22 protein-coding genes and 1 tRNA gene are annotated in these 22,658 nt (G+C 54.8%); 11 read left to right on the top strand and 12 right to left on the bottom strand.

Features of this window, described 5'->3' with window-relative positions:
- Positions 1 to 45 precede the first annotated feature (45 nt).
- Positions 46 to 4,608 carry a glutamate synthase large subunit gene (gene gltB, locus GM556_RS02700; protein ID WP_155579178.1) on the bottom strand — a complete coding sequence of 1,521 codons (4,563 nt, stop codon included), beginning with the start codon at positions 4,606 to 4,608 and terminating at the stop codon, positions 46 to 48.
- Positions 4,608 to 6,041 (bottom strand): NAD(P)-dependent oxidoreductase, encoded by a 1,434-nt coding sequence (locus GM556_RS02695; protein WP_155579177.1) that lies wholly within the window; start codon positions 6,039 to 6,041, stop codon positions 4,608 to 4,610. Before GM556_RS02695 ends, gltB begins: the two co-directional genes overlap by 1 nt.
- A 219-nt stretch (positions 6,042 to 6,260) precedes the next feature.
- On the opposite strand from GM556_RS02695, the gene GM556_RS02690 reads away from it, so the two are divergent.
- The 6 genes from GM556_RS02690 to lptB all read left to right on the top strand — a co-directional run bounded on the left by GM556_RS02690 (position 6,261) and on the right by lptB (position 10,456).
- A tRNA-Leu gene (locus GM556_RS02690) sits at positions 6,261 to 6,347 on the top strand.
- A gap of 60 nt (positions 6,348 to 6,407) precedes the next feature.
- A complete protein-coding gene (locus GM556_RS02685) occupies positions 6,408 to 7,058 on the top strand; it encodes a ribonuclease D (RefSeq protein WP_155579176.1) in 651 nt (216 codons plus the stop codon).
- Positions 7,059 to 7,070: 12 nt separating this feature from the next.
- Entirely contained in the window at positions 7,071 to 8,048 is a 978-nt protein-coding gene (locus GM556_RS02680; RefSeq protein ID WP_155572965.1) for an SIS domain-containing protein, read from the top strand.
- Positions 8,045 to 8,785, top strand: coding sequence for an LPS export ABC transporter periplasmic protein LptC (lptC, locus tag GM556_RS02675; protein WP_155572964.1), 741 nt, complete (start codon positions 8,045 to 8,047; stop codon positions 8,783 to 8,785). Before GM556_RS02680 ends, lptC begins: the two co-directional genes overlap by 4 nt.
- A 7-nt stretch (positions 8,786 to 8,792) precedes the next feature.
- The gene (locus GM556_RS02670; RefSeq protein WP_230873254.1) at positions 8,793 to 9,713 is read left to right on the top strand and encodes an LptA/OstA family protein; all 921 of its coding nucleotides are present in this window, start codon (positions 8,793 to 8,795) and stop codon (positions 9,711 to 9,713) included.
- The gene (gene lptB, locus GM556_RS02665) at positions 9,710 to 10,456 is read left to right on the top strand and encodes an LPS export ABC transporter ATP-binding protein (RefSeq protein ID WP_155572963.1); all 747 of its coding nucleotides are present in this window, start codon (positions 9,710 to 9,712) and stop codon (positions 10,454 to 10,456) included. The genes GM556_RS02670 and lptB overlap by 4 nt, the downstream gene beginning before the upstream one ends.
- A gap of 8 nt (positions 10,457 to 10,464) precedes the next feature.
- On the opposite strand, the gene GM556_RS02660 is transcribed toward lptB, so the two are convergent.
- Entirely contained in the window at positions 10,465 to 10,674 is a 210-nt protein-coding gene (locus GM556_RS02660) for a DUF1150 family protein (protein ID WP_155579175.1), read from the bottom strand.
- A 49-nt stretch (positions 10,675 to 10,723) separates the two neighbouring features.
- Complete coding sequence (locus GM556_RS02655) at positions 10,724 to 11,242, bottom strand: Hsp20 family protein (protein WP_230873253.1); 519 nt, start codon at positions 11,240 to 11,242, stop codon at positions 10,724 to 10,726.
- A gap of 173 nt (positions 11,243 to 11,415) precedes the next feature.
- Between GM556_RS02655 and def the strand changes: the two genes are divergently transcribed.
- The 5 genes from def to GM556_RS02630 are packed head-to-tail and all read left to right on the top strand — an operon-like array spanning position 11,416 to position 16,365.
- On the top strand, positions 11,416 to 11,967 hold the full coding sequence (def, locus tag GM556_RS02650) for a peptide deformylase (protein ID WP_155572961.1): 552 nt from the start codon (positions 11,416 to 11,418) through the stop codon (positions 11,965 to 11,967).
- Between the two features lie 4 nt (positions 11,968 to 11,971).
- Positions 11,972 to 12,904, top strand: a complete 933-nt coding sequence (fmt, locus tag GM556_RS02645) for a methionyl-tRNA formyltransferase (RefSeq protein ID WP_155579174.1) — start codon at positions 11,972 to 11,974, stop codon at positions 12,902 to 12,904.
- A complete protein-coding gene (truA, locus tag GM556_RS02640) occupies positions 12,897 to 13,697 on the top strand; it encodes a tRNA pseudouridine(38-40) synthase TruA (RefSeq protein ID WP_155579173.1) in 801 nt (266 codons plus the stop codon). The genes fmt and truA overlap by 8 nt, the downstream gene beginning before the upstream one ends.
- Positions 13,698 to 13,729: 32 nt before the next feature.
- On the top strand, positions 13,730 to 15,217 hold the full coding sequence (rfaE2, locus tag GM556_RS02635; RefSeq protein WP_155579172.1) for a D-glycero-beta-D-manno-heptose 1-phosphate adenylyltransferase: 1,488 nt from the start codon (positions 13,730 to 13,732) through the stop codon (positions 15,215 to 15,217).
- Positions 15,217 to 16,365 (top strand): AGE family epimerase/isomerase, encoded by a 1,149-nt coding sequence (locus GM556_RS02630; protein ID WP_155579171.1) that lies wholly within the window; start codon positions 15,217 to 15,219, stop codon positions 16,363 to 16,365. The genes rfaE2 and GM556_RS02630 overlap by 1 nt, the downstream gene beginning before the upstream one ends.
- Here GM556_RS02630 and dapE read toward each other — a convergent pair.
- The 8 genes from dapE to rpmH form a co-directional block, all read right to left on the bottom strand.
- Positions 16,362 to 17,507 (bottom strand): succinyl-diaminopimelate desuccinylase, encoded by a 1,146-nt coding sequence (gene dapE / locus GM556_RS02625; RefSeq protein ID WP_155579170.1) that lies wholly within the window; start codon positions 17,505 to 17,507, stop codon positions 16,362 to 16,364. The genes GM556_RS02630 and dapE overlap by 4 nt on opposite strands.
- Positions 17,508 to 17,515: 8 nt before the next feature.
- A complete protein-coding gene (gene dapD / locus GM556_RS02620) occupies positions 17,516 to 18,346 on the bottom strand; it encodes a 2,3,4,5-tetrahydropyridine-2,6-dicarboxylate N-succinyltransferase (RefSeq protein ID WP_155572955.1) in 831 nt (276 codons plus the stop codon).
- A gap of 52 nt (positions 18,347 to 18,398) precedes the next feature.
- Positions 18,399 to 19,313, bottom strand: coding sequence for an acetylglutamate kinase (argB, locus tag GM556_RS02615; protein WP_155579277.1), 915 nt, complete (start codon positions 19,311 to 19,313; stop codon positions 18,399 to 18,401).
- A gap of 50 nt (positions 19,314 to 19,363) precedes the next feature.
- A complete protein-coding gene (gene yihA, locus GM556_RS02610) occupies positions 19,364 to 20,026 on the bottom strand; it encodes a ribosome biogenesis GTP-binding protein YihA/YsxC (protein WP_155579169.1) in 663 nt (220 codons plus the stop codon).
- Positions 20,026 to 21,819 (bottom strand): membrane protein insertase YidC, encoded by a 1,794-nt coding sequence (gene yidC, locus GM556_RS02605; RefSeq protein WP_155572953.1) that lies wholly within the window; start codon positions 21,817 to 21,819, stop codon positions 20,026 to 20,028. The genes yihA and yidC overlap by 1 nt, the downstream gene beginning before the upstream one ends.
- A gap of 122 nt (positions 21,820 to 21,941) precedes the next feature.
- The gene (gene yidD, locus GM556_RS02600; protein WP_155572952.1) at positions 21,942 to 22,163 is read right to left on the bottom strand and encodes a membrane protein insertion efficiency factor YidD; all 222 of its coding nucleotides are present in this window, start codon (positions 22,161 to 22,163) and stop codon (positions 21,942 to 21,944) included.
- Positions 22,160 to 22,510, bottom strand: a complete 351-nt coding sequence (gene rnpA, locus GM556_RS02595) for a ribonuclease P protein component (RefSeq protein WP_266137725.1) — start codon at positions 22,508 to 22,510, stop codon at positions 22,160 to 22,162. The genes yidD and rnpA overlap by 4 nt, the downstream gene beginning before the upstream one ends.
- Positions 22,510 to 22,644: a 50S ribosomal protein L34 gene (gene rpmH / locus GM556_RS02590; protein ID WP_018979184.1), complete on the bottom strand. Its 135-nt coding sequence runs from the start codon at positions 22,642 to 22,644 to the stop codon at positions 22,510 to 22,512. Before rpmH ends, rnpA begins: the two co-directional genes overlap by 1 nt.
- Positions 22,645 to 22,658: the final 14 nt, after the last annotated feature.

Genomic DNA, 22,658 nt, shown 5'->3' with positions numbered 1-22,658 from the left:
CTCTGAAAACACCCTTTATCACTCTCCCAACCTCATTAGGCTAAATTAGGCCGAAAGATTTTTTAAATCCGCCTCCTCATAGCCAATGATGCGAGCATAATCCTTCGGCACGACATGCCAAAAATGCGGCATCATCTCATCCCAATGGTGCAGTAAGTCCGCTGCATAGGCACTGCCTGTCTCACGCTCGTGCCGCTCTACAAAGGTGCGTAGCTCGTCCTTCCAGCGTTGTGCTGTCACGGGCTGGCACATCACCGTGTCGTGATTCACCCGTTTGAGGAAGTCCCCTTCCCGGTCCAGCACATAAGCTGTTCCACCGGTAAAGCCTGCCCCAAAATTATCGCCCGCTTTACCCAGCACAACGACTGTCCCGCCGGTCATATATTCACAACCATTAGAGCCACAGCCCTCCACCACGGCAATAGCACCGGAGTTACGCACAGCAAATCGCTCCCCCGCTTGCCCAGCGGCAAATAATGCCCCCGCCGTGGCCCCATAAAGCACCGTATTGCCGATGATGGCGTTCTTCTCTGTCGCACAAGGTGTGGCTTTGCTAGGCCGCAGCACTAAGGTCGCCCCAGAGAGGCCTTTGCCAACATAATCATTCGCATCCCCCTCTACCTCAATGCGTAGCCCTTGCACGGCAAAAGCCCCTAGCGATTGCCCCGCAGAGCCGCGCAACGACAATGTGAGGTGCCCTTCTGGCAGACTTGCCATCCCAAAGCGGCGGGTGATGAGGGAGGAAAGACGCGTCCCCACCGCGCGATGTGTATTGCGGACAATATAATGAAGATGCAATTTCTCGCGCCGCTCAAAGAGTGGTTGAGCATCAGCAATAATCTGCGCATCAAGCGTGTCAGGCACTTCATTACGGCCCTCTAGGGTGCAATGGCGGGCAAAACCACCCGTATCGGCCTGTACGAGCAGCGCGTTTAAGTCCAAATCATCCAAATAATCCGAGCCACGATAGACCTGATGCAGCAAATCTGTCCGCCCGATAATCTCATCAAGGGAGCGGAAGCCTAAACGTGCAAGGATATTACGAACATCCTCGGCAATGAGGGTAAAGAGGTTAATCACCTTCTCTGGTGTGCCCTCAAACTTCTTACGCAGCTCCTCATCCTGCACGCATACCCCAACAGGGCAGGTGTTGGTATGGCATTGCCGCACCATGATACAGCCCATCGCTACCAGAGCCGCCGTACCGATGCCGAACTCCTCCGCCCCTAACATCGCGGCCATGACGACATCACGCCCGGTTTTAATCCCGCCATCCACACGCAACTTCAACCGATGACGCAAGCGATTAAGCATCAACACCTGATGCGTCTCACTCAACCCCATCTCCCATGGTAAGCCTGCATAATAGATGGAGGATTGGGCACTCGCCCCTGTCCCGCCTGAATGACCAGAAATCAAAATCGCATCCGCTTTGGCTTTCGCCACACCAGCAGCAATCGTGCCGATGCCTGTCCGTGCCACAAGCTTGACCGTCACGCTGGCCTCTGGATTGATTTGTTTGAGGTCATAAATCAGCTGGGCGAGGTCCTCGATGGAGTAAATATCATGATGCGGGGGTGGAGAAATCAACGTCACACCCGGTGTTGCATGGCGCAAGCGTGCAATCAGCTCTGTCACTTTAAAGCCCGGAAGCTGGCCCCCTTCCCCCGGTTTTGCCCCTTGAGCAACCTTAATCTCCAGCTCGCGGCAATTATTGAGATATTCTGCCGTAACACCAAAACGCCCCGAGGCAACCTGCTTAATCGCAGAGGACGCATTATCCCCATTTGGCCGCGGCATCGCCCGCGCCGGGTCCTCCCCCCCCTCGCCGGAATCAGACTTCGCACCGATGCGATTCATGGCGATGGCTAAGGTCTCGTGCGCTTCAGGGCTTAAAGCCCCGAGGGAAATACCCGGTGCCACCAAGCGGCGGCGAATTTGAGTGATGCCTTCAACATCATCAACATCAATAGGCCGCGCGGTGGAGCGGAAATCCAACAAGTCACGCAGAGCAACAGGCTCTTGGGCTTCCAACGTCTCAACATAACGGCGAAAGAGCTTGTAACTATTGGCCTGCACTGCCGTTTGCAGCATATGCACAGCACTCGCCGAGAAGGAATGAGCCTCCCCACCGGGGCGGATTTTATACCGTCCCCCAATGGGCAGGGGTGAAATATTCGCCGCTTGCCATGCGCGTTTATGCGCCTTGATGACATTACGCGCGATGCCCGGCAGCCCAATACCCGAGATACGCGAGGCCATACCGGGGAAGAACTCCGCCACCAAAGCACGCGACAGGCCAATTGCCTCGAAATTATAGCCCCCACGATAAGCCGAGACGACCGAAATCCCCGCTTTGGACATAATCTTCAAAAGGCCTTTATCCACGGCCTTACGGTATTGCTCCATCGCTTGGCGAAGGGTCATTTTGCCAAACAGGCCCCGGCGGAGACGCTCTGCAATGCTTTGCTGAGCCAACCACGGATTCACAGTCGAGGCCCCAACACCAACCATCACCGCTAGACTATGAACATCCAACACATCTGAGGCCCGTACATTCACGGAGGTGAAGGTCCGCAAACTATGCGTGATGAGATGCACATGCACCGCCGCTACAGCCAGCACCATCGGCACGGCGGCACGCTCTGCCGTACTATGCTCATCTGTGAGGAAGAGATGCGCACAACCGCCGCGCACGGCCTCCTCAGCCTGTTGGCATAGATGGGTCAAAGCCGCGCGCATGCCCTCCTCCCCATCTGCTACGGGGAAGGTGCAATCAATCGTTGCCCCCTGCGAACCGCACATCTCCTGAAGGCGATGGAACTCCCCATTGGTTAAAATCGGGCTAGAGAGTTGAAGAAGCCGGCATTGGCTTGCTTCCTCCGCAAGGATATTGCCCAGATTCCCCAAGCGGGTCACAAGGCTCATAGCCCGCGTCTCTCGCAAACTATCAATCGGGGGGTTAGTAACTTGGCTAAAGCCTTGGCGGAAATAATGCGATAGGCCACGATAATAGCGCGAGAGCACCTGCAAGGGCGTATCATCACCCATAGAGGCCAAGGCCTCGCTCCCATTTTCCACCATCGGGTGAAGTGTGGCTTCCATATCCTCATAAGTGAGGTTAACCGCTAATTGACGGCGGCGGAGTGTTTCAGGGTCGATGCCCTCAGGCTCACTCACCTGTGCCATTATAGGAGCAAGGTCTTGGATGCCCTCTTTAATCCAGCCCTCATAATCCTGCCGTGTGATGAGCTGCTCTTGCACATCATCAGGTGTGTAAAAACGCCCTTCATCCAAATCGAGCGCGAGGGTTTGGCCCGGTCCTAGCCGCCCCCGTTGTGCGATGGCCTCATCAGGCACGCGGACCATCCCCGTCTCAGAGCCAACAATCAGCAACCCATCCTTTGTGAGGCTGTAGCGCAAGGGCCTAAGACCTGCCCGATCCAACCCCGCAATCACCCAACGGCCATCTGTACCACATAAGGCCGCAGGGCCGTCCCATGGCTCAATAACGGCATTGCAATAACGGTAAAACGCCTTCGCCCGGCTAGAGAGGGACGAGTTCGCCCCCGCAGCAGCGGGGATAAGTAACGCTTTAGCAAAAGGCGCATGACGCCCCGCAAATGTCAGCAGCTCGAACACATTATCCAACGCCGCAGTGTCGGAACCTGCAACCTGCACAACCGGTTTTAGGGCGTCCATATAAGCATCAAGCTTAGGGCTGCTCAGGCGCGTCTCATGCGCGCGCATCCAATTCACATTGCCCGAAAGCGTATTGATTTCTCCATTATGAGCAATCTTGCGGAAGGGCTGCGCGAGCTTCCATGTTGGGAAGGTATTGGTGGAGTAACGCTGATGGTAAATCGCAAAGCGAGAGATGAAACGCTCATCAAGCAAATCAGGGTAAAAATCCGTCAGATTTTCCGCAAGGAACATGCCCTTATAAATCAAAGAACGGCATGAGAGAGAGCAGATATATAAATCCACATGCGCCTGTGTGGCCACCTTCTCAATACGCCGGCGGATGATATAAAGGTCACGCTCGAGCGTCTCCTCATCACGCCCCAGCGCGTTACGAATCATAATCTGCTCAATCTCGGGGCGGGTTTCATTCGCTTTTTCGCCAATGCAGGCTGTATTAATCGGCACTTGCCGCCAGCCATAAATCCCGTACCCAAATTTGAGGATTTCTGTCTCAATAATCTGCCGGCACCGCTCCTGCGCGGCAAGGTCTGTACGAGGCAGAAAGACCATCCCGACAGAAATACGGCCCTGAATCCGTAAATCCCCCGCATTATGAATGGCATCTTCAAAGAAGTTCTGCGGGATTTCGACATGAATCCCCGCCCCATCCCCGGTTTTGCCATCGGCATCTACCGCACCGCGATGCCAAATATTACCTAACGCCTCGATACCCGCTTTCACCACGGCACGGCTGGGTTTGCCATCCATCGCTGCGACCAGCCCAACACCGCAAGCATCATGCTCTTGGCGAGGGTCGTACAACCCTTCCAACCGTTGGAGATTCGCCTGATAAGAGGCCACAAAACCCTGCGCTGTCTCGGCTGAAGAGGATGCGCTTTTAGAATGTTTATAAGAGGCTGACATTAGGCACACTCCCCAACGGATGGTTCTTCACTCACAGAGCAGGCAGAAAGATGCTTCATGATGGCGTCTGCCGCCCCTCGCCCATCACGAATAGCCCACACAACCAAGCTCGCCCCGCGCACAATATCCCCCCCAGCAAACACACCGGGTAGGCTCGTCTCATAGCCACGCTCCCCCACAGCTAATGTCCCCCACGATGTCACCGCTAAGTCTGGCTCTGCCCATAAGGTGGGGAGAGGCTCTGCCTCAAACCCCAAAGCGCAAATCACCATATCGGCTTTAAGGTCTCTCACCTGCTCGGTCGGCTCTACGGCTCGACGGCCTGTCTCATCAGCCGCGCCAAGGCGCATCTCACGCAGCCGCACAGCTTCCACCTGCCCATCGCCTAAGAAGGCCTCTGGAGTGAGCATCCATTCAAACCGCGCGCCTTCTTCCTCGGCATTGAGCACTTCTTGGCGAGAGCCGGGCATATTGTCACGATCCCGCCGATACGCGCAGACCACATCCGCCGCCCCTTGCCGAATAGCGGTGCGCATACAATCCATTGCCGTATCACCACCACCTAACACAACAACGCGCTCCCCCCGCGCTGTAAGGCTCTCTGTTGTGGCTTCATCACTTTGGGAGGCTTTAAGATAAGGCAGGGCCTCCACCACATTGGCTAAACCCACACCGGGGGCTTTGACCTGCCGCGCCCGATACACACCTGTCGCTAGAAACACAGCATCATGCTGCTGGCGTAAGGTCTCTAACGCAATCGCCCCTTCACCATGCCCAATCGCTTGGCCTAGATGAAAGATAATGCCTTGTGCCTCCAGCAACTTCCAGCGGCGTTCCACCACGCTTTTATCCAGCTTAAAGCCGGGGATGCCGTACATGAGCAACCCGCCGGGCTTCTCCTGCCGCTCATAAACATGCACCTCATACCCCGCCGCGCGCAGCCGCTCGGCACAGGCTAAACCTGCCGGGCCAGAGCCAACAATCCCGATACTCTGCCCTATCTCATGGCGCGGTGTGCGTGGTTGCACCCAGCCTTCCTCAAAAGCGGTCTCGGTAATGTACCGCTCTACTGCCCCGATGGTCACGCTCTTAAAGCCGGGTTGGATGACGCAATTCCCCTCACAAAGGCGATCTTGGGGACAAATACGCCCGCAAATCTCAGGGAAGCTATTGGTTTGGGAGGACAGCGCATAAGCCTCCTGTAACCGTCCCTCTGTCGCTAAGCGCAACCATTCGGGGATGATATTGCCTAACGGGCAATGCACCGTGCAATAAGGGATACCGCATTGCGAACAACGAGAGGCTTGCTCCCGCGCAGCGTCCGAGCGGAAACCTTCATAAATCTCCCTAAAATCCCGGCGTCTCTCCGCAGCAGAGCGTTTTGTGGGGCGTTTTTGAGACCATTTTACAAATTGCAACATCTGCTCAGCCATTTTACGCCCCATCCCTCGCTATATAATCTAAGCCCTTTTCATAAACAGATGCGAAATAGAAAAATAGACAGCATTGCTGACTAATTTTATCTTCCTATTCTTACTAAGAATGATTCTTAACTTGTTTCTCTTTATAAAATAGTTCCGAATCGGACCTTTTCTCTCTGCCTTGTTTAGCATCTTGCAAAAAAGACCAGTTCCTCTTAGAACCCTCCTCAAGCCCAGATGGCGGAATTGGTAGACGCGCAGGCTTCAGGTGCCTGTGTCCGCAAGGACGTGGAAGTTCGAGTCTTCTTCTGGGCACCAAGGCTTTCTCCCCGCTCATGTGGGGGGATGTGTTCTCCCCTTAGACAATCCGGTGGTTTTATGAGTACTCCGCACAACGCCATTCATCTTCATGAGGGCGACCTCCCGGACGGATTGGACCTAGGGAAAATTGTCGCGATTGATACCGAGACAATGGGCCTTAACCCTCACCGCGATAGGCTATGCCTTGTTCAACTCTCAAGCGGGGATGGGCAGGCACATCTTGTCCAATTCATCCCGGAACATCTTGGCGGGCGCGGCTATCATCATTGCCCGAATCTCAAAGCCTTATTGCAAGATGCCTCTGTCACCAAACTGATGCATTTTGCTCGCTTTGATGTCGCTGTATTGCAGCATTATTTGGGCATCACGCTTAACGCAATCATCTGCACAAAAATCGCCGCACGGCTTGTTTATACATTCACCGATAAGCATGGCCTTGCCTATCTCAGCCGGGAGCTTCTCGGTATTGAGATGTCCAAACAGCAACAAAGCTCCGATTGGGGGAACCCGCATTTAACAGAGGAGCAGCTCCACTATGCAGCCTCTGATGTGTTGTACCTCCATGCCCTTTGGGAGAAGCTAGAAGCTATGCTCATCCGCGAAGAGCGGCGTGAGCTTGCTCAAGACTGTTATGAGTTTCTACCCACCCGTGCAAAGCTAGACCTTCTCGGCTATGATGTGTCGGATATTTTTGCTCACCGCGCTTGATACGACTGCTTCATGACCTCTCCCTCCCTCGCAACAGCCTGCCACGCCTTATTGATGGAGCGTCAGGGGCTTGAGCAGCTTGAAGCCGCTTTGCAAGGGCCTATGCAGGTAGGGTTTGAGGCGGCTTTAGAGGCTATCCTCACTATGAAAGGCCGCCTTGTTCTCACAGGGATGGGGAAGTCTGGCCATATTGGGCGTAAAATCAACGCGACCTTAGCCTCCACGGGAACCCCCTCGCTCTTTCTCCATGCTGCTGAGGCAGCACATGGGGACCTCGGCATGGTCGAGCGTGGCGATGTCATCCTCTATCTTTCCAACTCCGGCGAGACGGATGAATTAGCCCCGATTCTCCTCCATGCGACGCGATTGGGGTTGGTGCAAATTGCCCTCACCAGCAATCCCGACTCTACCCTTGCTCGTGCTGTGCAGATTCCGCTTATCCTCCCACAAGTGCCCGAGGCCTGCCCAATGGGCCTAGCCCCTACGACCTCTTGCCTGCTGCAACTCGCTCTGGGTGATGCTCTAGCGATTGCCCTTTTAGGCCGCCGGGGGTTTAATCAAGACGATTTCCACCAACTGCACCCTGCTGGCACATTAGGCGCGCGCTTACGCCCTGTAAGTGACTTTATGCATAGCGGCGATGAGATGCCTCTCGGGCAAGAGACCATGCCGCTGCGTTCTATCATTTTAGAAATGACGCGCAAACGCTTTGGCTGTATCGGCATTTTAGATGAAGCTGGCCGCCTAAGTGGCTTTATCAGCGATGGTGACCTCCGCCCCGCTTTGGAGCGCGACCTTGATGCAACCTATGCAGCCGATATTATGAATCGCAGCCCGCTCACCACAACAGCACATGCCCGCGCACAGGAGGTGCAACATCTTATGAGCCACCGTCCCACCCCTGTGAGCAGCTTGTTCGTCTTGGATGAAGAACGCCGGCCTCTTGGTATCCTCCATATCCATGACCTTTTACGGGCAGGTCTCTCATGAAGGCTCCCCCTCCTAATCGAGATGATTTTGACCCAGACCGCGCAGCAAAAACGCAGCAACTAGCCCAATTACGGCAAGAGGCCCTCGCGCGCCGGCGTACACCGCCCTCTGCCGCCGCAATGGCCCGCCGCCGCCTATTATTCAAACGGGCGAAATGGGGATTGCCAGCTTTTGCAGCTTTTATGCTGCTCTGCATTGCCATTTGGCCGGAAATCAATCATCTCATCCACCAAAATAAAGCTATCTTAGAGATGATGCGCCATACCCATACTGATAGCGGTATGATGGAACACGCTATTTATCACGATATTGATTCGCATGAACGGCCCTACACGCTCACCGCGCGCATCGCCCAGCAAAGCGAGCATAACCGCATTGATATGACCGACCCCGTGGCCGATATTATGCTCCATAACGGGCAATGGATTCATGTGAGGGCTGATATAGGGATGTACCTCCAGCATGAACAAACATTGACCCTAACCGGCCATGTTGTCCTTTATCGCAGTGATGGCTTATTGCTGAATAGCCCTACGGCTGATATCGACCTGCCACAACAAATTGTCGCCACGCATGATTGGGTCCATGCAGAAGGGCCTTTTGGCACACAGGACGCTGAAGGGGCTTTTATGGACCAACAAACAAATACGATTCAGTTCATCGGGGCAGGAAAGACGAATCATTTTGCTGATTTATCGCCCACCCCCTCTTCTCCCAAACCCGTAAAAAGCCCATAAGGAGGGCATGATGCGTTTTTCTGTCCTCTCTCGCTCTTATACTCCTCTGGCAGTGGCCGGGTTAACACTCGCCACCTCCCTTCTTGCAGCCCCTTGCTCTGCTCATGCGGCTGATACTGTCATGCCCGACCAATCACACGGGCAAGTTGTGCATCTCTTTTGGAAGAAGGAGGAGATTTACGACCATAACCGCCAGACCGTTACCCTCACAGGTGGAGCGCGTGCCCAGCGTGGTGATATGACTGTGGATGCAGATACGCTGGTTGGTTATCTCCGCCCCAAACCCCAAAGCGCACAAACTACAGAGAGCGATACGGGGAATATGGAGCTTTACCGCGTAGAGGCCTTTGGGCATGTCCATATCTATAACCTTGTGGACCAAGGATGGGGGGATCACGGGCTTTATGATGTCGATAAAGGCGTCATGCTGATGACTGGCAAAGCCATGAAGTTCACAAGCCCACGCCATCTCCTCACCGCACGCGACCTTGTGGAATATTACCCCCATACGCGCGTCTCCATCGGCTGGGGAGATGCTACTGTCAATACGAGTGACGGCAAACGCATCACCGCCGATATTATGCAAGCTTTTGAGCTCACTGATGCCCAGAAGGCGGCTAACCGTGCCAGCCAAAAGGGGCAGAGTGCTAACAATTCTGACCAACAAGACACAAATCTAGACCGCGCTTACGGTTGGGGGCATGTGGTCGTCCGCACCGAGCGACAAACCGCCACGGGAGACCGAGGGGTGTATCTAGCTGGGCCGCAACTTGCCCGTATGGTGGGTAATGTGCATGTCACCCAAGGGCAGAATCAAAATAACGGCTCCCAAGCGATTGTGGATTTTAAAACAGGCATTTCCCACATGCTCTCTGGCTCTAGTGACCCTGTACAGGGCCTAATTGTCCCAAATGAGACCAAGCAATGACTACCGACCTTATCAGCGAGACCCCCGGCTTAGCCGCACATGGCATTGCCAAGAGCTATAAAAAGCGCACTGTTGTGCATGATGTTTCCCTCCATGTGCAACGGGGTGAGGCTGTAGGGCTGCTTGGCCCGAATGGGGCAGGGAAAACCACCAGCTTTTACATGATTGTTGGTCTTGTGCAGGCCGATATGGGCAGTATCACCCTTGATGGTGCTGATATTACCCCCCTCCCCATGTATCGCCGGGCACGCTTAGGCGTTGGCTATCTCCCCCAAGAGGCCAGCATCTTCCGTGGGTTAAATGTTGAACAAAATATTCTTGTCGCGCTCGAAGCAGTGGAGAAAGACCGCGACAAACGCCACGCTATGCTAGATGGCCTGCTTGCAGAGTTTGGTATTACACGGCTGCGGCGGTCCCCTGCACTTGCTCTATCAGGGGGTGAGCGGCGGCGGCTAGAAATCGCCCGCGCTCTTGCTAGCCAGCCTAATTATATCCTCCTAGATGAGCCTCTAGCGGGGATTGATCCTATTGCGGTGAGTGAGATTCGCGACCTTGTCTCGCACCTAAAAGATCGCGGCATTGGCGTGTTAATTACTGACCATAATGTCCGCGAAACGCTGGAAGTGATTGACCGCGCTTATATCCTCCATAGCGGGCGCGTCTTAATGGAAGGCACACCGGAAGCCATTGTGGCTAACGAGGACGTTCGCCGCGTCTATCTGGGGGAGAACTTCTCCCTCTAATCCCAGGGCTAATGCAGGAAGGTCGGCACCATATCTTGCTCAAGGATGGCATCAAACGCGCTGGCTTCATCCTCAGCAATCGCTACGGGTGTGCCATCAGCGGCATAAATTGCCACAAGGGAAGCTCCCTCATAGGGGAGAGGCCGCAGATAAGCGACCTCTGTCAGACCCCAATCCCGCAGCTCCGCACCTGTCATCGCACGGGCACGGGCGTGCATCTCCTCTATAACATCATGTGCGGACTTAGTTTGAGTGGGCTTCCCCTTCTTACTCCCGCCCAAACGGCCCCTCCTCCATCACAGGGGATAGGTCACGCGCGGGGCTTACATCATCCCGGCGGGCTATATCGGGCATCGCAGTGGCAAGCTCAGCACTGCCTTGCTGGATGGTAATGTGTTTTATCCGCACCTCTGGCTCTGGGCGATGGAGGTCGATATGCAGCAAGCCATTATCAAGCCACGCCCCAGCAATCTCAATGCCTTCTGCTAAGACAAAGGCTTTATGAAACTGCCGCGCTGCAATCCCGCGATGGATGAACACGCGGCCCTGCGCGTCATCAGCTTGGCGACCACGAATGACGAGCTGATTATCCTCTTGGGTAATCTGCAAATCATCCATCACAAACCCTGCCACAGCAAGGGTAATCCGCAGAGCCGTACGGCTTAACTGCTCGATATTATACGGCGGGTAACCGTCTGATGCTGTTTTTGAAGCACGCTCAAGCATTTGTTCCAAATGGTCAAACCCCAAAAACATGGGGGATGTAAAAAGACGTCCTGACGACATAAGCGAAACGGCCTCCTCAAGGAGCGAGACGTGATAACAAGCAGGCGACCCTACCAAAGGCATCCCCCACGCTGCATGATATGATAATCCACCTCCTAAGATGCAAGCCCTCCCTCATTAGGCATACAAAGAAGACGCTGGAATTAACACCGCCCAGCCGCTAACATAGCCGTATGAAAGACTTAGATTTTCTTGAGCGGCTTGATGATATAGCCCCAACGTCAATTCTTGTTGCGCCGCAACCTGTTCTCAGCCGTGTCGCCCATGAGGTACGACCAGAGGATATGAGCGGGATTCGTGAGGCTCTGCCGGGGATGTTCTCGGCTATGTATAAGGCCCCCGGTATTGGCCTTGCGGCCCCACAAGTGGGCCTAAGCCAACGCTTTGTCCTTGTCGATGTTGCCCGCGAAGATGAACCACGCGACCCGATGGTCCTCATCAATCCAGAAATCATCGATTCTGCTGAGACACTCGCCGCGCGAGAGGAAGGCTGCCTCTCCCTCCCTAACCAATATGCTGAGGTTATCCGCCCGGAATCCATCCGTGTGCGCTATCGTAATTTAGCTGGTGAGACCATTGAGCAAGAGGCATCGGGCTTACTGGCCACCTGTATCCAACATGAGATTGACCATCTCGATGGTATTTTATTTGTGGACCATCTCTCCTCGCTAAAACGCAATATGATTATGCGGCGTCTAGCGAAGGAACAAAAACGGAGACGATAAACCCATGCGCCTCATCTTCATGGGGTCGCCGGATTTTGCCGTCCCTGCCCTTCATGCGCTTATAAAAGCGGGCCATGATATTGTGGCCGTCTATACCCAGCCCCCACGCCCCGCAGGCCGGGGGAAGTCATTACGCCGGCAACCCGTGCATGAGGCCGCAGATGCGCTAAACATTCCTGTTCGCACCCCAGAAAGACTGCGCCATAATGAGGAAGAGCTGGCTATCTTCCAATCCTTCAACGCAGATGCGGCGATTGTGGCGGCCTATGGGTTGCTTCTTCCAGAGGCGATTCTTAATGCTCCCCGCCTTGGGTGCTTAAATATTCATGCCAGCCTCCTGCCGCGTTGGCGGGGGGCTTCGCCCATCCAATCAGCCATTCGCGCTGGGGATGAAAAAAGCGGTGTCTGCATTATGCAGATGGATAAAGGGCTTGATACGGGGGCGGTCATTCTCTCCGAGGCCACACCCATCACCCCCACGGATACCGCTGGGAGCTTGCATGATAAATTAGCGGAGAGTGGTGGGCGTTTAATCGTCCGTGCTTTAGCCGAGCACCCCACCCCTCGCCCGCAAGATGATGCCCAAAGCTGCTACGCTCCGCGCTTAGAACGCAAAGATGGGCATATCGATTGGACACGCCCCGCCCATGAGATCGAGCGGCAAATCCGGGCCTTTATCCCTTGGCCAGGAAGCTATGCCTTATTGGATGAGCAAAGCTATCGCATTGGGGCCGTAACGCTAGTGGATGACGCCGAAGCCACTGCTCTCACCGCTGCATCCCCTATGCCGGGCACCATATTGGATAACGCTTTAACCATTGCGTGCGGGCAAGGCTGTTTGCGTATTGAGCAAATTCAAAAACCGGGGCGAGCCATGATGGCACGAGACGCCTTCCTCCGCGGTACCACGCTTAGCAAAGGGGCCCGCTTTGTTTGATGCTGCTCCCCCCGGTATTAGCCGCTGGGCTATTCGTATTGAGTTTGATGGACGGCCCTTTGTAGGCTGGCAGCGGCAAAAGAGCGGCCTTTCCGTCCAACAACTGATTGAAGAAGCTGCGCAGCATCTCACACAGGGCCGCAAGGTCAGCAGCGTAACGGCAGGGCGGACGGATTCGGGCGTGCATGCAGCGGGGCTTGTCGCGCATTTAGACTTCCCAGAAGATGCCCCGCTCAGCCGCAAAGCTGTGCGTGATGCGCTGGGCTATCACCTCAAACCCCACCCTATCTCCATTTTAGAGGCTGCCCCCGCACCGGATGGATGGAATGCCCGCTTCTCTGCAACATGGCGGCGATATCGTTACACCATCCTCAACCGCCCGGCTCGGCCTGCGATGCAGGAGGGCTTTGTCTGGCATATTCGCGCCCCGCTCGATATTGAGGCAATGCAGGAAGGGGCCAATCACCTCCTCGGCAGTCACGATTTTACATCCTTCCGTGCTGTCGCTTGCCAAGCGCGTGATGCCCTCCGCACCTTGGATGAGCTGACCATCACACGCTCGGGAGAGGCTGTGTATATTGATACACAAGCACGCTCTTTTCTCCATCATCAAGTCCGCAATATGGTGGGAACGTTAGCGTTAGTTGGCCATCATCAATGGTCCCCCGAGCGTGTAAAAACAGCCTTAGAGGCCCGTAATCGCTGCAAAGCAGGCCCTACGGCTCCACCTGATGGGCTATGCCTGATGAATGTTGGTTATCCTGATAATCCCTTCGCAACCCAAACGCGCTAACATCCTATGACTTCTATGAAGGGGTATGTATTTTGTCCAAGCCTGTAACAACCCGCACCATCACCATTCTGGGCGACCTGCTTTTAGACCAATATATTAGCGGTGAGGTCAATCGCATCTCCCCAGAGGCCCCCGTCCCCGTCTTATTGCACACTCAAGAGCATGTAACCCCCGGTGGGGCCGCAAATGTCGCGGTGAATGCAGCGGCTCTTGGCCATCCGGTCCATCTCATCGGGGTTGTAGGCAAGGACCCTGCGGCAGAAACACTCCGTCAGGCCCTAGCACAATGGTCGGACATCGCTTTAACGGGCCTTATCACCGATCCTAACTGGACAACCATTACCAAAACCCGTGTTCTTAGCGGGCGGCAACAAATTGTTCGCTTAGACCAAGAGAAACTGAACCCCTTCCCCCGTGCGGTTGAGGATGCCCTCATTGCTGCAACGCTCACCGCGTTAGAGACAAGCCGCATCCTCATTTGCTCCGACTACGCCAAGGGTGTGCTGTCTGATTATGTGCTGCAACATGTTATTGCCGCCGCTCGCGCACGGGACATTCCTATCTTAGTGGACCCTAAACGGGCTGATATATCCGCCTATCGCGGGGCAAGCCTTTTAACACCCAACCGGCAAGAATTGCGCACCGCGTTAAAAACCGCCTCTATCCGCCCGCCTACTGGACATGAATGGGCCTTAGATGAGGAGGCAGAGATTGAACAAGCCTGCACAGCCATAGCCCCTCTTACAGGTAGCGATATCCTCCTCACACGCTCCGAGAAAGGAATGACCCTCTGGCAGCAAAAGGCCGCCCCCCTCCATTGCCAAGCTCATCCTTCAGAGGTGTATGATGTCTCTGGCGCGGGCGATACGGTCATCGCCACAATCGCCTGCGCGTTGGCCGATGGTCATGCCCTCCCCAGTGCGGTCACTATGGCTACCACAGCCGCCGCTATTGCGGTGAGCAAATTAGGCACAGCCTATGTGACGCATGAGGAATTGCATCAGCATCTCCTCGCGGAAATTGCCGATAACGGCTCTTACCTCCCTCTTACTGATGCCTGTGCGATTGTGGAGACGTGGAAGCGTCATGGGGCTTCGGTCGTCTTTACGAATGGCTGTTTTGACTTGCTCCATCCCGGCCATGTTGCCCTTGTTCAATATGCTGCAGGGCAAGGTGATAAACTCATTGTAGCCCTCAATAGCGATGCTTCTATCAAACGGCTCAAAGGTCCACGGCGGCCTTTGCAGCATGAGCAAGCCCGCGCAACGGTTATACGCGCCCTACGCCATGTCGATCTTGTTGTTCTATTTGATGAGGACACCCCCCTTGAGACCATTACCGCCCTTAAACCGGACATCATCGTTAAAGGGGCTGATTACAAAGAGGATGAAGTCGTAGGGGGAGATTTCGTCAAGGCCTATGGCGGACGGGTCTGCCTTGCTCCACTGCTAGATGGCCATTCCACAAGCCGCATCGTTAAAATCATGGATGACACGCACCCTTTAAAGGACGTTCCCTAATGCCGTCTCTCACAACAGAGCAAACACAATGGCACTCATGGTTATGCCAGAAGGCCCTACCCCTCTGGAACCAAGCTGGTTTTGATGAACAAGCTGGCTTGTATCATGAACGCCTCACCTTTGCAGGAGCTCCCATCCCCCTCCCTCATCGCCGTTTGATGGTCCAAGCACGTCAGGTTGCGACTTATTGCCAAGCGGCTTTAAACGGCCATTATAAAGCAGGAGAACGCGCTTTGGCCTGTTTGGCACAACTCACCAAACGCTATCATCGTGCTGATGGTCAAGCGGGATGGGTCTTTGCTTTAGGGCCGGACCTTGCCCCCTCTGACACCAAGCGCGACCTTTACGGCCATGCTTTCATCCTCTTTGCCCATGGATGGGCCTATCGCCTTAGCGGGGATACAGCCCTCCTTACCATAGCTGAGGAAAGCCTTGCTGAGATTGATGCCCTCTTTCCATCCCCTCAAGGGGGGTATCGTGACGCTATTCCTGCCCTCTCTGAGCGACATTCCCAAAACCCGCATATGCATCTTCTGGAAGCCTGCCTGACCCTTTTTGAGGTCTCACAAAGGGAGGTTTTTCTCCATCATGCAGAAGCTATTCTGGCTCTGGCCCTGCGCGCCTTCATTCCTCAAGGGACAGATGCGCTGTTGGAGTTCTTTACCCCCGCTTGGACGCCAGAAGAACCCTATGGGCGCAATCGTGTCGAACCCGGCCATCAAGCCGAATGGTGCTGGCTGTTAGGAGAGTATCATCGTCTTGCCCCAACAGGTGCGCACGCCACTGCTGCACGCAAGGCCCAACATAAGCTCTATGACCGCCTCCACCAAACTGTTCCCGGTCCACTCCTGCCCGATGCGTTATATGATGATGGTACCCTACTAGAGGCCACAACACGCATCTGGCCCCAAACGGAGATGATGCGCCTGCTCGCTCAACACGCGCCCGCTGATCCTGCTACGCGGTATCAACGTCTATGTCGTATGAGCCAACTTTTCTTCACCCAATACGCGCCTACTACGCTCTTTGGTGGGTGGATTGACCGGCTAGATGAAGCAGGCAACAGCGCAACGGACCATATGCCCGCTAGCAGCTTGTATCATATCTATAGCGCGGGGCAGGCTATCCTTAACGCCCCACCCGCTTAAACACCAAAACGCTGCATGAACTCCCCGTAAATCTGGGTTAGCTCCTCCAATGAAGCGAGGGAGACATGCTCATCACATTTATGCATCGTTGCCCCCACGAGACCGAACTCCGCCACAGGGCAGCAATGCGTGATAAAACGGGCATCGGACGTGCCCCCGCCAGTATCGAGCTTCGGCGTCCGCCCTGTTACAGCCTCCACCGCTTGGGAGAGATGCTCTACCTCCGCCCCCGCTATAGTGCGAAAGGCTTCCCCACTGATGGAGACATCCACCGTGCCATGCGCTGTATGGCACGCCACAACATCCTCTATCCAGCCCGAAAGACTTTCCCCCGTATGGAGGTCATTAAAGCGAATATTCACCCGCGCTTGTGCCGTAGCGGGAATCACATTCGTTGCAGAATTACCGACATCAATGCTGGTAATTTGCAAAGATGAGGGCGCGAACCACTCATTGCCTTGGTCCAGCACACGCGCTGTTAGGTCACTTAAAATCTTCACAAGCCGATGGGTGGGGTTATCTGCCAAATGTGGATAGGCCACATGCCCCTGCACCCCACGCACCGTAATGACGGCATTCATGCTGCCACGGCGGCCAATCTTAATCACCTCCCCCATCTCTGTTGGGTTGGTCGGCTCACCCAGGAGGCAGAAATCAGGCTGTTCCCCCTGCTCTTGCATCCACTCCAACACGGAGCGTGTGCCGTAATGCGCGGGGCCTTCCTCATCCCCTGTAATCAGGAAGGCAAGGCTTCCTTTAAGAGGCCCGGCCTCCAGCCGGCGCGCTACAGAGGCCAGAGCGGCCGCTACACCGCCTTTCATATCCGCTGTACCACGGCCATAAATACGACCCTCGCGCACCTCCCCCGCAAATGGGTCGCTGCTCCACCCCTCACCGGGGGGCACAACATCTGTATGACCAGCAAAGCAAAGGCAGGGACGACCCTCCCCTAACCGCGCATAAAGATTGGGGGTCTCCTCCCCCTTAGGGCCAAAGGCCAACCTTCTGACGGTAAAGCCCATCATCTCCAACGCCTCTGCCACGACGCCCAAAGCTCCGTCATCAGCCGGGGTAACAGAACGACAACGAAGAAGGGCCTGCAAAAGGGCAAGCGGGTCCCGCAGGGAAGATGACAGGCTCATAAGGTCACTCAGTCGCGCAAGAGCTCATTGATGGATGTTTTAGAGCGTGTCCGCTCATCCACACGCTTCACGATGACCGCGCAAGCTAAAGAAGGCCCACCCGGTGTCTTGGGTGGCAATGTACCCGGCACAACAACAGAGTAAGCCGGGACACGGCCCATATGAATCTCACCTGTTGTGCGATCCACAATCTTCGTGGAGGCCCCAAGGAAAACCCCCATGGAGAGAACAGAGCCACGCTCGACCACGACGCCCTCAGCCACCTCAGAGCGTGCGCCGATGAAGCAATCATCCCCAATAATCACCGGTGCGGCTTGGAGGGGTTCCAGCACCCCGCCAATCCCTGCCCCACCACTAATGTGGCAGTTCTTCCCAATTTGAGCGCAGGAGCCCACTGTGGCCCATGTATCAACCATTGTGCCGCTTTCCACACGGGCACCGAGATTAACGAAGCTGGGCATCAAAACCACACCCGGCGCAATATAAGCCGAACGCCGTACAACAGCCCCCGGTACAGCGCGGAAGCCTGCTTTCTCGAACTCAGCCTTGCCCCAACCAGCAAATTTGAGCGGCACTTTATCAAAGCCCGGGGCACCACCACAGCCATAAGCCATAGGCTCGGACTCATAAAGACGGAAGGACATAAGAACGGCCTTCTTCAGCCATTCATGAACAATACGCTCCTCGCCCTTTTGCTCTGCAACACGGAAGGTCCCGTTATCCAACCCTGCCAGAGCAGCCTCTACGACATCGCGCGCCTCCCCTTTGGTTTGAGGAGAGAGGCTTGCACGGTCCTCCCACAAAGTTTCTACATGCTTACGCAGCGTTGCGTGGTCCATAATTCATTCCTTTTTAACAACCATCATGAGGGCAAATAGCGTGCCCTTTTCCTCATTCTGCCGTGATGAGCGTGCCCGGTCCGGCGCGGGTAAACAGCTCTAGCAAGCATGTATGAGGCACGCGACCATCCAAAATAACCGCAGCCTTAGCCCCTGCTTGCACGGCTTTAAGGCATGTCTCCACCTTCGGAATCATCCCGCCTGTGATATGCCCCTCTTTAATAAGCCGGCGTGCCTCTGCTGCGGTAAGCTCCTCAATGCGCTTACCATGCTCATCCAAAACACCGGGTACATCGGTCAGCATCAATAGACGAGAGGCCCGCACAGCCCCCGCTACGGCCCCGGCGGCTGTATCGGCATTAATGTTATAAATCTCGCCTTCCTTACCGGCCCCTAAAGGAGCAACAACGGGAATCACCCCCGCCCCTAAAAGCGCATAAAGAACGCGCGGCTCCACCCGCACAGGCGTGCCGACAAAGCCGAGGTCTATAGCCTCCTGATGTGCCGCATCACCCCGGCGATAATGGACTAACCGCTCGGCCTGAATCAAACGCCCATCCCGGCCGGAAATCCCAACGGCCAAGGCCCCTGCATGGCTGATAAGGTCTGCCACTTGCTTATTGACCGTACCGGAGAGGACCATCTCGATGACATCAATCATCTCACGGTCTGTCACGCGCAGCCCATCCACGAACTGGGATTCAACCCCCAGACGCTTCATCATAGCGTTAATTTGCGGCCCCCCGCCATGCACCACGATGGGGTTAATCCCCACAAGCTTGAGCAAGGCAATATCGCGCCCAAATGTCGCGGCAAGGTCATTCTCAACCATTGCATGGCCGCCATATTTCACCACAATAGTATCACCGGCATAGCGACGCAGATAAGGCAAAGCCCCTGCAAGAATAGCCGCTTGCTCTTGCTCGCTTAATTTATCGGACGCCAGAAATTCTTCCGGGAGTGGCATAGGAGGGGAAGATGAAGAAGACATGACCATTCACTCTCAGACACTATTTTTCAAGGACGCCCAATAGCGGGTTCAGCAAACTGCGCTATTATGCCACGCAATTCCGCAATACCCAACGCAGTTGTACTACTTGTCGCCACAATATGGGGGAAGGCTGCCGCATGGCTTTTCGCCAAGGCTTCCACTTCCTTCACACGCTCTGTTAGAACCGTGGGGGATAAAGCATCGCATTTTGTCAGCACGATTTGAAAGACAACCGCCGCCTTATCCAAAAGGGCACAAACCTCTTTATCAGAGGTTTTAAGGCCAACCCGGCCATCAATCAGCAAAATCACACGGGCCAGATTCGGACGGCCACGCAAATAGGCGAACATCGTCCTCTGCCAATCTTCCTTCACCGCTTTGGAGGCTTTAGCAAAGCCATAACCCGGCATATCCACCAAAGAAAGACGCCCGCCGAGGTCGAAGAAATTAAGCTGCTTTGTCCGCCCCGGCTCTGATGAGGCACGGGCCAAAGCCCGCCGCCCCGTCAAAGCGTTAATGATGCTGGATTTGCCTACATTAGAGCGTCCTGCAAACGCCACCTCTGCCCGCTCTGGCGGGGGAAGCTGCTCGATCGTCTGCGCGCCGAAGAAGAAGTCACAAGGGCCTGCAAAAAGCCGCCGACCTTCCTCAAGTTCTTCCTCACTCAGAGCAGGGATATGATGTGGCATCACGGCTCGTTCTTCTTGCCAAAGCGTTTACGCAAAGCGCGCCCGCCCAGCTTCATCAACGGTACAGGCAGGGCCGTCCGCCGCTCGATATAATGCTGCTGGAGGAAGGTCAGCACGTTGTTCCATGTATAATAAACCAGCAGACCAGCAGGAAAGCTCGACATCACAAAGACATACACCACCGGCATGAATTGCATAATCCGTGCCTGTGCTGGGTCCATCTGAATCATGCTATGCTTCTGCAACAGCCAGAAGGTAATGCCCAATGCCGCTCCCCAGACGCTAAGATGCAAGAAGGAGAAAATATGGGTTGGGTCAAACGGCAAGAGACCAAATAAGTTAAACAGATTTGTTGGGTCTGGGACGGAGAGGTCCTTAATCCACCCAAAGAAGGGCGCGTGCCGCTCATCAATGCTCAGATTCAGCATCTTATACAAGCAGAAGAAGATAGGAGCTTGGATAAGCATCGGCAAACAACCCCCAACCGGGTTAATTTGCTCCTCCTTATACAAGGCCATGACCTTCTGATTCATCGTCACCGGGTCATCTTTATATTTCTGCCGTATCTCTGTGACTTTAGGGGCCACGAGCCGCATACGTGCTGATGATTGTGCCGCTTTAGACGCCAAGGGAAAGAGAACAATCTTCACCAACAGCGTTAAAGCCATCAAAGCAAGGCCGAAATTACCAATATGGATATAAAGCCAATGCAGCACGAAAAGGATGGGCTTATTCAGGTAGGAGAAAGCACTCCAACCGAAATCAATACTATCATCAAAGCGGGGCAAACCTAGCTTGCGGCCATAATAACGCAGCAATCCGGGTTCTTTCGCACCAGCAAAGAGGTAACTCCCCTGCCCTAGCCGCGCACCATCCTGAATGACCATCGGCTCTTGTGGGGTAAAGGTTGCGCGATAAGAGCCGCTCTGTGGGAGATAACTTTCTTGCAAACGGACAGGCAAAGCCGAATCCGCCCCGATGGCTGCTAACCAATATTTATCCGTAATGCCACCCCAACCACCTTTGCTCGTGGCCTCCCACGAGACATGATTCGGCTTGCCAGCATCACCACGAATGTCTTTATACCCATTGCGTGTCAGGTCATTTTCCATGACGGAAACAAGGCCCTCAAACTCTGTTAAAGAGCCTGTGTTTTGCGGCAGATAATCACGCTGTATCCGTTGGAAAGGATAAAGTGAGACAGGCTGGCCAGAGTGATTCTCCACCTCCTGCCGTACCGTCACCATATAGTGACGATCCTGCGCTAAATGAATAATGAAGCGCACATTCGCGCCATTATCCCAATAAAGCGTCACGGGCTGCTCTGGTGTAAGGGCCTCCTGCCCACCATCGACCTGCCAGAGGGATTGCTCATCAGGCACACGGGTTTTATCCCCCTCCCCATTCTGCCAGCCTAACACAAGATAGGTCGGCATTTTGCTGCCTGCTTTATCCAGCAACCGCACGAGCGGACTATCATGGGCGATCGTTTCGCGATAGCGCGTAAGCTCCAAATCATCCAACCGCGCCCCGCGCAGATTGAAGGAGCCTTGCACATCAGGACTCCGCACCGCTAGACGATGCTCTTTGTGGTCGTCCTGTGCTGCCTCTGCCACAGCCGGAGAGGCCATAGGAGTCGTAACAGCGGGCGATTGATTCGCCACAACAGAGGCCGGAGCCGGTGGGGGCGCGGCCTCTGGCTTATGCGCTTTCTGCGGCACAAGAAAATTAAAGCCAATCAGAATTAACGCTGATAAGCCAAAAGCGAGGATAAATCTTTTGCTACTTTCCATCGGGCTAGAGCCGCTCTTTCGTTGAACTGGAAGGGTAGATGGCCCTTCACTGGCGTAAAATCATCCCTAAAACAATAGCCGGGTTCATTTTTTTATCCATCCCGCCCTTATTAAATAGGCTGCTAAGGGGGATGATCCACACCCCCCGGATGAAAGGGATGACATTTTAAAATACGGCGTATCGTCAACCAAGAGCCATAAAACGGCCCATATCGGCGTATCGATTCCTCACCATAAGCACTGCAAGACGGGTAAAAACGACAACGCCCACCCATAAGCGGCCCTAGCAAAATCTGGTACAGCTTTATTAAACCGACCAAAAAGACACTAAGCACATGCCTCATCTCCCCTCACCCTCTAAGGCGCGGAGGACTTTCCGAACATCTTTCTTTAAAAGAGAGAAAGGCCGTTGCCTCGTTGCAGCACGGCCTATCAAAACAAGGTCACCAGAAGGAGGGCAGCCCTCCTCCTTCACGCTCACACGTAAAGCCTCACGCAGACGGCGGCGGGTGCGATTACGCACAACAGAATTACCGACCTTTTTCGTTACGGTAAAACCAGCACGCACCCCCACATCCCCCTCTCGCGGCAGAACCTGCCCAATGAGACCGGGAGACACGACCTTCTGCCCCTTACGGGCTAAATATAGAAACTGCGACCGCTTTTTGAGACGGTCAAGCCGCTCCATAATTAGGCAGAAAGCTTCTTACGACCTTTTGCACGGCGGTTAGCCAGCACGCGACGCCCGCCAACAGTAGCGGAGCGTGTACGGAAGCCGTGACGACGCTTACGAACCAGACGGGAAGGCTGATATGTGCGCTTCATTCTTTCTATCCTCT

This window comes from Bombella sp. ESL0378, assembly GCF_009725845.1.
GTDB lineage: Bacteria > Pseudomonadota > Alphaproteobacteria > Acetobacterales > Acetobacteraceae > Bombella > Bombella pollinis.
Note: the sequence above shows the minus strand (reverse complement) of the source record. Positions and strands in the feature narration are given on the sequence as shown.

What these genes read in the sequence shown, in the direction of transcription:
- gltB (WP_155579178.1), bottom strand. Translation starts at nt 4,608, where the DNA reads ATGTCAGCCTCTTATAAACATTCTAAAAGCGCATCCTCTTCAGCCGAG.
- GM556_RS02695 (WP_155579177.1), bottom strand. Translation starts at nt 6,041, where the DNA reads ATGGCTGAGCAGATGTTGCAATTTGTAAAATGGTCTCAAAAACGCCCC.
- GM556_RS02685 (WP_155579176.1), top strand. Translation starts at nt 6,408, where the DNA reads ATGAGTACTCCGCACAACGCCATTCATCTTCATGAGGGCGACCTCCCG.
- GM556_RS02680 (WP_155572965.1), top strand. Translation starts at nt 7,071, where the DNA reads ATGACCTCTCCCTCCCTCGCAACAGCCTGCCACGCCTTATTGATGGAG.
- lptC (WP_155572964.1), top strand. Translation starts at nt 8,045, where the DNA reads ATGAAGGCTCCCCCTCCTAATCGAGATGATTTTGACCCAGACCGCGCA.
- GM556_RS02670 (WP_230873254.1), top strand. Translation starts at nt 8,793, where the DNA reads ATGATGCGTTTTTCTGTCCTCTCTCGCTCTTATACTCCTCTGGCAGTG.
- lptB (WP_155572963.1), top strand. Translation starts at nt 9,710, where the DNA reads ATGACTACCGACCTTATCAGCGAGACCCCCGGCTTAGCCGCACATGGC.
- GM556_RS02660 (WP_155579175.1), bottom strand. Translation starts at nt 10,674, where the DNA reads ATGCACGCCCGTGCCCGTGCGATGACAGGTGCGGAGCTGCGGGATTGG.
- GM556_RS02655 (WP_230873253.1), bottom strand. Translation starts at nt 11,242, where the DNA reads ATGTCGTCAGGACGTCTTTTTACATCCCCCATGTTTTTGGGGTTTGAC.
- def (WP_155572961.1), top strand. Translation starts at nt 11,416, where the DNA reads ATGAAAGACTTAGATTTTCTTGAGCGGCTTGATGATATAGCCCCAACG.
- fmt (WP_155579174.1), top strand. Translation starts at nt 11,972, where the DNA reads ATGCGCCTCATCTTCATGGGGTCGCCGGATTTTGCCGTCCCTGCCCTT.
- GM556_RS02630 (WP_155579171.1), top strand. Translation starts at nt 15,217, where the DNA reads ATGCCGTCTCTCACAACAGAGCAAACACAATGGCACTCATGGTTATGC.
- dapE (WP_155579170.1), bottom strand. Translation starts at nt 17,507, where the DNA reads ATGAGCCTGTCATCTTCCCTGCGGGACCCGCTTGCCCTTTTGCAGGCC.
- dapD (WP_155572955.1), bottom strand. Translation starts at nt 18,346, where the DNA reads ATGGACCACGCAACGCTGCGTAAGCATGTAGAAACTTTGTGGGAGGAC.
- argB (WP_155579277.1), bottom strand. Translation starts at nt 19,313, where the DNA reads ATGCCACTCCCGGAAGAATTTCTGGCGTCCGATAAATTAAGCGAGCAA.
- yihA (WP_155579169.1), bottom strand. Translation starts at nt 20,026, where the DNA reads ATGCCACATCATATCCCTGCTCTGAGTGAGGAAGAACTTGAGGAAGGT.
- yidC (WP_155572953.1), bottom strand. Translation starts at nt 21,819, where the DNA reads ATGGAAAGTAGCAAAAGATTTATCCTCGCTTTTGGCTTATCAGCGTTA.
- yidD (WP_155572952.1), bottom strand. Translation starts at nt 22,163, where the DNA reads ATGAGGCATGTGCTTAGTGTCTTTTTGGTCGGTTTAATAAAGCTGTAC.
- rpmH (WP_018979184.1), bottom strand. Translation starts at nt 22,644, where the DNA reads ATGAAGCGCACATATCAGCCTTCCCGTCTGGTTCGTAAGCGTCGTCAC.